At 64.8% G+C, this 10875-nt stretch carries 10 protein-coding genes; 6 read left to right on the forward strand and 4 right to left on the reverse strand.

Annotated elements, in window-relative coordinates; translation table 11 throughout:
* From BRAS3843_RS15310 to BRAS3843_RS15325, 4 genes are all read right to left on the reverse strand, one after another.
* A partial coding sequence (locus tag BRAS3843_RS15310; protein WP_035981800.1) for a molybdopterin cofactor-binding domain-containing protein occupies nt 1-2063 on the reverse strand: 2063 nt, incomplete at its 3' end.
* Nucleotides 2064-2071: 8 nt separating this feature from the next.
* Entirely contained in the window at nt 2072-2536 is a 465-nt protein-coding gene (locus BRAS3843_RS15315; protein ID WP_008969852.1) for a (2Fe-2S)-binding protein, read from the reverse strand.
* Between the two features lie 338 nt (nt 2537-2874).
* Entirely contained in the window at nt 2875-4299 is a 1425-nt protein-coding gene (locus tag BRAS3843_RS15320; protein WP_008969853.1) for a methyl-accepting chemotaxis protein, read from the reverse strand.
* A gap of 54 nt (nt 4300-4353) precedes the next feature.
* Nucleotides 4354-6033 (reverse strand): methyl-accepting chemotaxis protein, encoded by a 1680-nt coding sequence (locus BRAS3843_RS15325; protein ID WP_277996481.1) that lies wholly within the window; start codon nt 6031-6033, stop codon nt 4354-4356.
* Nucleotides 6034-6310: 277 nt separating this feature from the next.
* Here BRAS3843_RS15325 and BRAS3843_RS15330 point away from each other — a divergent pair, with 277 nt between their 5' ends.
* The 6 genes from BRAS3843_RS15330 (at nt 6311) to BRAS3843_RS15355 (ending at nt 10801) form a co-directional block, all read left to right on the forward strand.
* Nucleotides 6311-7057, forward strand: a complete 747-nt coding sequence (locus tag BRAS3843_RS15330) for a YebC/PmpR family DNA-binding transcriptional regulator (protein ID WP_008969855.1) — start codon at nt 6311-6313, stop codon at nt 7055-7057.
* 84 nt (nt 7058-7141) lie between these two features.
* Nucleotides 7142-7669 carry a crossover junction endodeoxyribonuclease RuvC gene (ruvC, locus tag BRAS3843_RS15335; RefSeq protein ID WP_008969856.1) on the forward strand — a complete coding sequence of 176 codons (528 nt, stop codon included), beginning with the start codon at nt 7142-7144 and terminating at the stop codon, nt 7667-7669.
* Nucleotides 7666-8283 (forward strand): Holliday junction branch migration protein RuvA, encoded by a 618-nt coding sequence (gene ruvA, locus BRAS3843_RS15340; RefSeq protein WP_008969857.1) that lies wholly within the window; start codon nt 7666-7668, stop codon nt 8281-8283. Before ruvC ends, ruvA begins: the two co-directional genes overlap by 4 nt.
* Nucleotides 8284-8327: 44 nt before the next feature.
* The gene (locus tag BRAS3843_RS15345) at nt 8328-8747 is read left to right on the forward strand and encodes a cytidine deaminase (protein ID WP_035981801.1); all 420 of its coding nucleotides are present in this window, start codon (nt 8328-8330) and stop codon (nt 8745-8747) included.
* Nucleotides 8744-9790 carry a Holliday junction branch migration DNA helicase RuvB gene (ruvB, locus tag BRAS3843_RS15350; protein ID WP_008969859.1) on the forward strand — a complete coding sequence of 349 codons (1047 nt, stop codon included), beginning with the start codon at nt 8744-8746 and terminating at the stop codon, nt 9788-9790. Before BRAS3843_RS15345 ends, ruvB begins: the two co-directional genes overlap by 4 nt.
* Before the next feature lie 87 nt (nt 9791-9877).
* On the forward strand, nt 9878-10801 hold the full coding sequence (locus BRAS3843_RS15355) for a metallophosphoesterase (protein WP_008969860.1): 924 nt from the start codon (nt 9878-9880) through the stop codon (nt 10799-10801).
* The last annotated feature ends 74 nt before the right edge of the window (nt 10802-10875 follow it).

The following is a 10875-nucleotide window of genomic DNA, read 5'->3' on the forward strand; positions in this document are numbered from 1 at the left end:
CCGGCTTCGCCGATGCCGCCGGGCGCCTCGGCGCTCTTGATTACATGGACCTCGATCGGCGGGATCTGGTCGATGCGCAGCATCCGATAATCATGAAAGTTGGACTGCTGAACCCGGCCCTTGGCGATCGTGATCTCGCCATAGAGCGCAGCCGTCAGCCCGAAGACCAGGCCGCCCTGGATCTGCGCCTTGACCGTATCGGGGTTGACGGCAATGCCGGCGTCGACCGCCGAGGTGACGCGGCGCAGATGCACCTCGCCCTCGGCGTCGACCTCCGCTTCGACCACCGTTGCGATGAAGCTGCCGAAGGCAGGCTGCACGCAGACGCCGCGGCCGGCGCGCGCCGGCAGCGGCTGGCCCCAGCCGGATTTCTCGGCGACGAGGTCGAGGGCGGCCAGCAGCCGGGGCGTCTTGCCGAGCATCGCACGGCGGAAGTCGATCGGGTCCTTGCCGGCCTTGCGGGCGGCCTCGTCCATGAAGGCTTCGATCGCGAACACGTTGTTGTTCGGCCCGACGCCGCGCCAGAACCCGGTCGTCACCGCCGGCGGTTCAACGCGGACGTATTCGACATGGAAGTTCGGGATGTCGTAGGGCATGTCGACGGCGCAATCGACCGCATCGATGTCGATCCCTTTCTGGAACGCCGGCGGCAGCCAGCGCGCCAGGATCGCGGAGCCCGCGACCTTGTACTTCATCGCCGCGATCTTGCCGCCGGCAAGGCTCGCTGCGATGCTGTCGCGATAGACCGGCCGGTAGACATCGTGTTGCATGTCTTCTTCGCGGGTCCACACCACCTTCACGGGGGCCTCGACCTGCTTGGCGATACGCACTGCGGCGACCACCATGTCCGGCTCGAGCTTGCGGCCGAAGCCGCCGCCGAGCAGGTGATTGTTGACGATGACCTTCTCGAGCGGCAGCCCGGCCGCTTTGGCGGCCTCCGACTGCACACGGGTCATGATCTGCGTGCCGGTCCAGATCTCGCAAGCATCGGGCCGGAGGTGGACGGTGGCGTTGATCGGCTCCATCGTTGCATGCGCCAGGAACGGCAGTTCATACGACGCGTCAAACCGCTCGCCGCCCGACAGTTCCTTGGTGATATCGCCGATCGATTTGGCGATCGCACCATCCTTGTCGCTGGCGGCGCGCAGGTCACGCCAGATGTCGTCGGTGCCGATCTTGGCGTTGGCGCCTTCGTCCCATTCGATGGTGAGCGCATCCAGGCCCTTCTTCGCCGCCCACATGTGATCACCCACGACGGCCACCAGATCATCGAGCACCACGACCTTGTGCACGCCCGGAATCGTCCTGGCCGCGCTGTCGTCGACCTTGCGGACCTTGCCGCCGAGCACGGGGCAGGCGGCGAGCGTGGCGAATTTCATGCCCGGCAGCATGGCATCGATGCCGTAGACGGCCTTGCCGTTGACCTTGTCGGGCGTGTCGAAGCGTTTCAGCGGCTGGCCGATATAGACGAAATCCTTGGGGTCTTTCAGCGGGATGTCTTTCGGCGCCGTCTGGCCGGAAGCCGCAAGAGCTATGGCGCCATAGCCGAGCGTGCGACCGCTGGCCTGATGCTGCACCTCGCCCTTTGACGTCGTGCAGCTCGAAGGCTCGACCTGCCACTGCGCGGCGGCAGCCTGCACCAGCAGCGCCCGCGCACTCGCGCCCGCCTTGCGTAGCGCGCTCCACCACGCGCGGACCGAATTGGAATTGCCGGTGACCTGGAGGCCGAACACCGGATTGCCGTAGAGCTTGTCGTTCGGTGGCGCATGTTCGAGCACCACTTGGGCCAGGTCGGCATCGAGCTCCTCGGCGAGGATCATCGCGATCGAGGTATAGATGCCCTGTCCCATTTCGACCTGCGGCATCACCAAGGTGGTGCGGCCTGTCTCATCGATGCGGATGAACGCATTGGGTGCGAATTTGCCGTCTGTGACGTCCGCCGGCTGCAGCGGCTCGTTGGCGCCGCGCACCGGAAGATGAAAGGCAAACAGAAAACCTGTGGCCAATCCGCCGGCAAGCAGGCCACGACGGGAGACTTCGGAGAGCTTTGTCGTTGCGGTCATGGCGCGCCTCACGATTGCCGGCCGCTGGCCGCCTGCTTGATGGCGGCGCGGATTCGCACATAGGTGCCGCAGCGGCAGATGTTGCCCGCCATCGCGGCGTCGATATCGGCATCATCGGGACTTGGCGTCACGGCAAGCAGTGCCGCGGCCGACATGATCTGGCCGGACTGGCAGTAGCCGCATTGCACGACTTCGAGATCGAGCCAGGCCTTCTGCACCTTGGCTCCTGCAGGCGTTGCGCCGACACCTTCGACGGTTGTGATCGAACGATCGCGCACAGCGCTCAACGGCAGCACGCAGGAGCGCACTGGCTTGCCATCGACATGCACGGTGCATGCGCCGCACTGGGCAATGCCGCAGCCGAATTTGGTGCCGGTCAGGCCGAGAATGTCGCGCAGCACCCAGAGCAGGGGCATGTCGGGCGGCGCATCGAAAGATTTCTGTTCGCCATTGACCGTCAGCGTCGTCACCATGAGAGCCTCGTTGATTGGATGGCGCGCGGTGAGCCAGCGTGCCATCATAGAAGACGATATCGTCGTGATGTGACGAGAATGCTTTTTGCAATGCTGTCCTGCGCGGGAGCGGGCAGAGTTTACGGGATGGCGCAAGTCTGCTCTGATCGCGCAAGCCGAGATGCGATCTTAGATGACGATCGTCATAGAATCGAGCGATTTTGTCAGGCATCGCTCGAACGTGATTCGGCGATTGCAGGGAGCTGCTGCTTCAGTCGGCAAGTGCATCAGCTCTGGTGGAGCGCGTGCAGGCCGGCCTGCACCGCGCTCGCGTTCGAACCGCGCTCGCGGCGCGTCGATCAGCTCTGGCGGAAGCCCATGCGGAAGGCGCCCCAATGGCGGCCCTTGACCAGGATCGGCGCGGACAGATCTTTCATCAGCACGAACTGACCACCACCCATGTCGCGCCGGTAGGTCTGCAGCAGGAATGGCCGCTTGTTCTCGGCGACCTTCTTGACCGCGCGATCGTTGAAGAGGCGACGGTTGCGGCAATTCGCGTTGTTCCAGACCGGGTCGGAGCCTTGCGGCTGCCTGTAGTTCGGATTGTGGGTGGGCAGATAGCCGCCCTTGGCCCAAGCAACACAGAACACGATCCGCGGATCTGATTTCTGAATCGGGTCCTGGATCGCCGGCAGGATCCGGTCTGTGAACTCGACATAGTCGGTCATGTACTGCTTGGGATCGGTGCCGGGGATTTCGCGGTAGTTCTCGTCCATCAGCTGTGCCAGCGTGATCTCGCCGCGCTCGACGGCGGCATCAAAGGCGCCCGATATCACCTTGGCAATTTCGACGACGGTGCGGATCAGCGGTGCATCCGCGGTCTCCCCCCCGCTGTCCGCGATCAACGCGATCAAGCATTCGGACACGTCGAGCAGTTTTGCGATGCGGCTGTCCGCCTGTTTCAGCTCGGTCGAGGACTTGTCGACCCCTGCGGCGAGCTCGGCCAGTTCGGAGATGACCATGTCGCAATGGCCGAGGTTGGAGGTCGCCGCGCGCGCCACCCCGTCGATCTCCTGGCCGACATGGGTGAAGCCGTCTTGCACCCGCGCGATGATGTCCTCTATTCGCTGGGCGCCGTCGCCGGCATTCTTGGCGCGCGAAGAGGCCTCGCCGCTCTCGCCGAGCAGGCCCTTGATCTGGCCATCGAGGCCGCGCAGCGTGTCGCCGATCTGCTGCGTCGCCTGGCGCGTTGCTTCCGCCAGGCTCTTCACCTCGCTGGCGACGACGGCAAAGCCACGCCCGGCCGTTCCGGCCCGCGCCGCCTCGATGGTTGCGTTCAACGCGAGCAGGTTGGTCTGTTTGGCAATGGCCTCGATCGAGACTGACACTTTCGCAACCTGTGACAGCGCCGAGCCGACGGAACCGAGCCTGTTTTCGATCCTGTCCACGGCTTCGATTAGCTCGGCGATGTGCTTGACCGCCGTTTCGACCACCGTGCGCGACTGCGTGATCTCGCCGACTGCGGCCGAGGCGGCGGTCTGCACCGCTTGTGAGGCCGCTGCGATGTCGTGATTGGCCGCGACCATTGTCTTCGCGGTGCTCTGAAGATGGATGAAGCGCTCCGACTGATGAGCGACGCGGTTCGCGACTTCCTGGACGTTGCCCGCGACGTCGGCGAGTTCAACTCCGAGCCCGCCGATGCGGTTGGCGAGCTCGTCGATCAGGCGTTCGACGCCGGAGGATGCATCGGCATTTTCCAGTATCACGCGCTGCGCGAGTGACATCGTCAGGTCCTCGTTGGATAAGTGTGAAAGCGCTTGTTTCGTCCAATTCCCACTTCAAAGCTTGTACGCAGTACGGAAGCCCCCCCAGTGCCGACCCCGAACCCGGATCGGCACGTCGATCTCGCGCATCATCACGGTATTGCCGTTTCCCATATCGCGCGCGTAGCTCTGGATCAGGTAAGGCCGCTGGTTGCGGCCGGCCGCAAGGCCGGCGGGATCGTTGAAGATACGACGGTTGCGGCTGTTGGCGGTGTTGAAGGCGACATCGCCCGGACGCTGCGGGTGGGAATAGATCTTGTTGTGCACCGGCAGATAGCCGTTGCAGTCGATCGCGACGCAGAAAGCCATTCGCGGGTCCTTGGCGAGGAAGGCTTCCTGAAACGGCGGCAGCGCACGATCGGCCCAGTCGAGGATTTTGGTGCGGTGCTGCTGCGGATCTGTGCCGGGAATTGCGACATAGTTGGTGTCGAACATGTCTTCCATCGAGATCTCGCCGCGGGCGACGGCGTTCTCGAAAATTCTGGTCAGCTCGGTCCCGGCTTCCATGGCGCGGGCAACGGCCTCGTTGTTCTCCTCACGGAGCGCCCAAAGCCTATCCTCGATCTTCTCGCGGAGCTCCGCTGTGGGAGCATCGAACCTCGCCTGCGCGCCGGCTTTGACCTGCTCGGTGATGCGCAGTCTGCAGGGGCCGACCTCGTCCAGCACGGCGTCGAGACGTTCGTTGGTCGCGAACCGCCCCGCGTCGGGGCCGGTGATCAGGATGCCATCATTGCTGATCTCGTAGACCGGCGCCGAAATGGTGCGGCCACCGACCTTGATGTCCACCTTGATATGACAGGGCAGGCGCTGGTTCGATAGTTTGTCGTCGCGCCCGCCTTGGCGCAGCAGCACGGCCGCGCGGGCCTTCAGCTTTTGCGCATGTAGGGTGACGGCCTTGCCGGCGCTGCTGACGCGCTCGCCGTAGCCTTCAGCCTGCTTCGTGGCACCATCGATCTCGGCCGCGCTATCGACGACGGAGGCGATGAAGCTCGAGGCTTGCGCGGCGTTGTCGGAGATCTCGCCGGTGGTCTGGTTCTGCTCGGCAATCGTCCCGTCGACATGGGCAAACACCGGGCGGATCGCCTCGATCGCCTGCGCGATCCGGTGCACGGCGTCGGCCGAGCCGGTCGCATCGTTCTGCAGTGCCTCGATCTTCTTGGTGATCTCCTCGGTCGCGTTCTGGGTTTGCACCGCCAGTGCCTTGACCTCGGTCGCGACCACGGCAAATCCGCGGCCGGCCTCGCCTGCGCGCGCGGCCTCGATTGTCGAGTTGAGCGCCAGCAGCGTGGTTTGGCGGGCGATCTGGGCGATCAGGTTGACGACATTGCCGATGGCCGCCGAGGATTCCCGGAGACGGTCGACATTGGCCCTGGCTTCCTGGGCAGCGGCACTGGCCTGGTCGGCAAGTGTGCCGGCATCGCGGACCTGGGCGCCGATATCGTGGGCGGATTGGGTGACTTTCTCCGCGGCCCGAGCAAAGGTCGCCGCCGTCCCCTGAGCGGCGCTGCTGCGTTGGGTCAGCGCATCGGCCCGTTTGCGGATGTCGGCCAGGGTGCCGGCGGTGGCCTCGGCACCGCTGGCCACAGAATTTGCGGCGCGCTCGAGCTGACGGATCATGCCGCCGAGTTCCAGCTCAAGAAGATCGAGGATCGACTTGGCCGATTCGGCCTCAGGGTCGACCGAGGTTTCCGGCATCGGCCTGGCCGGCGCGTCCTTGACCTCGACCTCCTTCACCTGTGCAGCGCGCTGTTGCGCGCCTTTTCCGAACCAGGCGAACGGCATCGGGGGCTCTCTTGGATGCAATGGACGGCTGAGGCTTCATCCTTGCACCTTGGTGTGAAGTGATGGTTAACAATTGGCTTCAGGCTGCTCTACCGAAATACCACTCGCGTTCCTATCTTTGATTTTACTGATCTCCGGCCTATAAGGCCGCGCTCCCCCATTTCCCAAGACGATTCCGAAGAGACTTCGCATGGCCGGCCATTCCCAATTCAAGAACATCATGCATCGCAAGGGCCGGCAGGATGCGATGAAATCCAAGCTGTTCGGCAAGCTGGCGCGCGAAATCACCGTGTCGGCCAAGCTGGGCACCCCGGACCCGGCCATGAACCCCCGGCTGCGCGCCGCCGTGGTTGCGGCCAGGGCCGAGAACATGCCGAAAGACAACATCGAGCGCGCAATCAAGAAGGCGCTCGGTGGCGAAGGCGATAACTACGATGAGATCCGCTACGAGGGTTATGGTCCGGGTGGCGTCGCCGTCATCGTCGAGGCGCTGACCGACAATCGCAACCGCGCCGCGTCCGACATCCGCTCGTATTTCACCAAATCGGGCGGGAATCTCGGCGAGACCGGCTCGGTTTCGTTCATGTTCGACCGGGTCGGCATCATCGAATACGATTCCAGTGTTGCCTCCGACGACACCATGCTCGACGCGGCCATCGAAGCCGGCGCCGACGACGTGATGTCGAGCGAAAGCGGTCATGAGATCTATGCGTCCCCGGAGAACTTCCGCGAGGTCGCCAAGAACCTCGAAGCCAAGTTTGGCGAGCCGCGCAAGGCGGCGCTGACCTGGAAGCCGCAAAACACGGTCGCCGTCGACGACGAGACCGGCGAGAAGCTGCTCAAGCTGATGGATCTCTTGAACGAGCATGACGACGTTCAGAACGTCTATGCGAATTTCGAGATCTCCGATGCCCTGATGGCCAAGATGGGCGGCTAGCGTCCTGTTGACCAAACGCGCACATCGGGCGTCACCCGTTCTGTTTATGTTTCGCTCGGGGCGGGCGGACGCTATCAGTACAGCATGACAGCCCAGCCGATTCGCTCCTCCGTCCGCATCGTCGGGATCGATCCCGGCCTCCGCCGCACCGGCTGGGGTGTGATCGAGAGCGAGGGCAATCGCCTGATCTTTGTCGGCTGCGGCTCGGTCGAGCCCCCCGATGATCTGCCCTTGGCGAGCCGCCTGCTCGCGATCCATGAAGGGCTTGCCCGCATGCTCGGCGAGTTCAGGCCGATGGAAGCGGCCGTCGAGCAGACCTTCGTCAACAAGGACGGCGTGGCCACGTTGAAGCTTGGCCAGGCGCGCGGCGTCGCCATGCTGGCACCCGCGATGTTCGGTATCGACGTGGCGGAATATGCGCCGAACCAGGTGAAGAAGACCGTGGTCGGGGCCGGGCATGCCGACAAGAACCAGGTCGCGGTGATGCTGAAGATCCTCTTGCCCAAGGCCGAGCCGCGTTCGGCGGATGCTGCCGACGCGCTGGCGATTGCGATCACGCATGCCCATCACCGCCAGGGCGCCGCGCTGCGGATGAAGGTCGCCGGGCGATGATCGGCAAGCTGAAGGGCCTGATCGACTCCTACGGCGATGATTTTGTCATCCTTGACGTCGGCGGTGTCGGCTACCAAGTGCACTGCTCGGCCCGCACGTTGCAGGCCCTGCCGTCGCCCGGCGAAGCCGCAATGTTGTCGATCGAGACCTATGTCCGTGAGGATCAGATCAAGCTGTTCGGTTTTCGGACCGATGCCGAGCGCGAATGGTTTCGCCTGCTGCAGACGGTCCAGGGCGTCGGCGCCAAGGTTGCGCTCGCCGTGCTCGGGACCCTGCCGCCCGCCGACCTCGCCAATGCGATCGCGTTGCGCGACAAGGCGGCGGTGGCCCGCACGCCCGGCGTGGGCCCGAAAGTCGCCGAGCGTATTGTCACGGAGCTGAAGGACAAGGCGCCCCAGCTTGCCAGCGTCGATCCGACCGTGGTCCGCCTGTCCGGCGCCATCGACGAGGCGCGGGCGCCGCAGCCGGTGGCGGATGCCATTTCGGCGCTGGTGAACCTCGGCTACGGCCAGCCGCAGGCCGCCGCCGCCATTGCCGCTGCGGCGCGCGCTGCCGGCGAAAAGGCCGAGACCGCGCAACTCATCCGGCTCGGCCTCAAAGAGCTGGCGAAATAGGCTATCGTTGCCGCGCGGCCGAGCGAAAGGACAACCGTTCCACCATGGTGAGCAAGAAGGACAAGGAATTGATCGACGCGGCAACCGCCGCGGTCAGAAGCCGTTACCGCAACGATTGGCAGGAGGTCGGCGCTGCCGTGCGCACCCGCAACGGCCGCATCATTACCGGCGTCAACATCGATGCCTATCTCGGCCGCAACGCGGTTTGTGCCGAGGCGATCGCGATCGGCCGCGCCATCACCGAATTCGGTGATCATGGGATCGAGACCATCGTGGCGGTTCGCCATCCCAAGCCCGGCGAACCCGGGTCGGTCGCCGTGGTCTCGCCCTGTGGGACCTGTCGCGAGCTGATCCATGATTACGATGCCAAAGCGCGGGTGATCGTTCCGTCGAATGGCGCCGGGCCCGAGGTCGTGACGATCGGCGAGCTGCTGCCGAACAAATACAGGCGCGGCGGCGAATGAAGCAGCCCTCCCGCATGGTCAGCCCGGAGCGACGCTCTGACGATGTCGGCGATACCGCTCTGCGCCCGCAGCAGCTGTCGGAATTCGTCGGGCAACAGCAGGCGCGCGCCAACCTCTCGATCTTCATCGAGGCGGCGCGCAAGCGCGGCGAAGCGCTCGACCATGTGCTGTTCGTAGGCCCCCCGGGGCTCGGCAAGACCACGCTGGCGCAGATCGTCGCGCGCGAGCTCGGCGTCGGCTTTCGGGCCACTTCCGGTCCGGTGATCGCGAAGGCGGGCGATCTTGCTGCGCTGCTCACCAATCTCGAGGAGCGCGATGTCCTCTTCATCGACGAGATTCATCGGCTGAGTCCTGCGGTGGAGGAGGTGCTCTATCCCGCGATGGAGGATTTCCAGCTCGATCTCATCATCGGCGAGGGACCCGCCGCGCGCTCGGTGAAGATCGACCTGTCGAAGTTCACCCTCGTCGGCGCCACCACCCGCGCAGGGCTGTTGACCAATCCGCTGCGCGATCGTTTCGGCATCCCGATCCGGCTCAATTTCTACACCATCGAGGAGCTGGAGAAGATCGTCACCCGCGGTGCCCGCGTGCTGGAGGTCGGTATGACGGCCGATGGCGCCAACGAGATCGCCCGTCGTGCGCGCGGCACGCCGCGCATTGCCGGCCGGCTGCTGCGACGGGTGCGGGACTTTGCGTCTGCCGCCAATGCGGATGCGATCGATCGGGCGATCGCCGACCACGCGCTGAGCGCGCTGGAGGTCGACGCTGCCGGGCTGGACGCCATGGACCGCCGCTATCTGACGACCATCGCGCTCAACTATGGCGGCGGCCCGGTCGGCGTCGAGACCATGGCGGCGGCGCTGTCCGAGCCGCGCGATGCGATCGAGGACATCATCGAGCCCTACCTGATCCAATGCGGCTATCTGCAGCGGACCCCGCGGGGGCGACTGCTCACCTCGCACGCGTTCCGCCATCTCGGCCTCACTGAGCCCAACCGCGATCCAGCGCAGTTCGGGCTGTTCGGCGATGATGCCGAAGATTAACGAAACTGCAGAGAATCTGCACCGACCCACCCGAAATCGGCTTTAATCCCCCGCAACTATCGCGCCGGATTTCATGGTTCACCATTCATGCTGACACGTCGTCGTTTCCTGCGATTCTCCGGTGGCTTCGCCGCAGCCGGATTTTCCACTGCGAGCTATGGCGTCGGTGTCGAGCCGCTCGTCCGGCTGCAGGTCGCCGACTATCAAATCCGACCGCGGCGTTGGCCCGCCGGCTTGACGCTCAAGATTGCCGCCGTCGCCGACCTCCATGCCTGCGATCCCTGGATGTCGCTTGCCCACATCGAAGAGATCGTCGCGCGGACCAATGCGCTGCAGCCTGATATCATCGTCATGCTCGGCGACTATGTCGCCGGCCATCGCCATATCACTGGCCGGATCGAGGCGCCGGAATGGGCCTCTGTGTTGGCTGGCCTCAAAGCGCCGCTCGGTGTGCACGCCATTCTCGGCAATCATGATTACTGGGACGATCACATCGTGCAGCGCGCCGGACACGGGCCGACGGCTGCGCGGCGCGCCTTGGAGGCGGTCGGCATCGCCGTCTATGAGAACGACACCGTGCGGCTTGCCAAGGACGGCCATGCCTTCTGGCTTGCGGGTCTCGGCGATCAATTGGCCTATGTGCCGGCGCGACATTTTCGCCCTGTGAACCGGATCGGCGTTGATGATCTCACCGCCACGCTGAACAAGGTGACGGATGACGCGCCGATCATCCTGCTTGCCCACGAGCCCGATATTGCGGGTCGCGTCCCGCGGCGGGTGTCGTTGCAGCTCTCGGGCCATACGCATGGCGGCCAGGTGCGGCTGCTCGGCTGGTCCCCGGTCGTTCCCTCCCGCTATGGCAACAAGCTCGCTTACGGCCACGCACAGATGGCCTGCGATGTCATTGTCTCCGGTGGCCTCGGCTGCAGCATCATGCCGGTCCGGATCGGCGTGCCGCCGGAGATCGTGCAGGTGACCGTCAGCGGTGACGGTTCCGGCGCCATATCGTAGCGCATCGCAGCGCTTGCGCTTGTCCTTCGATTTGCGCAAAACGGGCCTTTGCTCGGCAATCGAGGGCATCCGGT

It is taken from the genome of Bradyrhizobium sp. STM 3843 (assembly GCF_000239815.1).
Classification (GTDB): Bacteria; Pseudomonadota; Alphaproteobacteria; order Rhizobiales; family Xanthobacteraceae; genus Bradyrhizobium.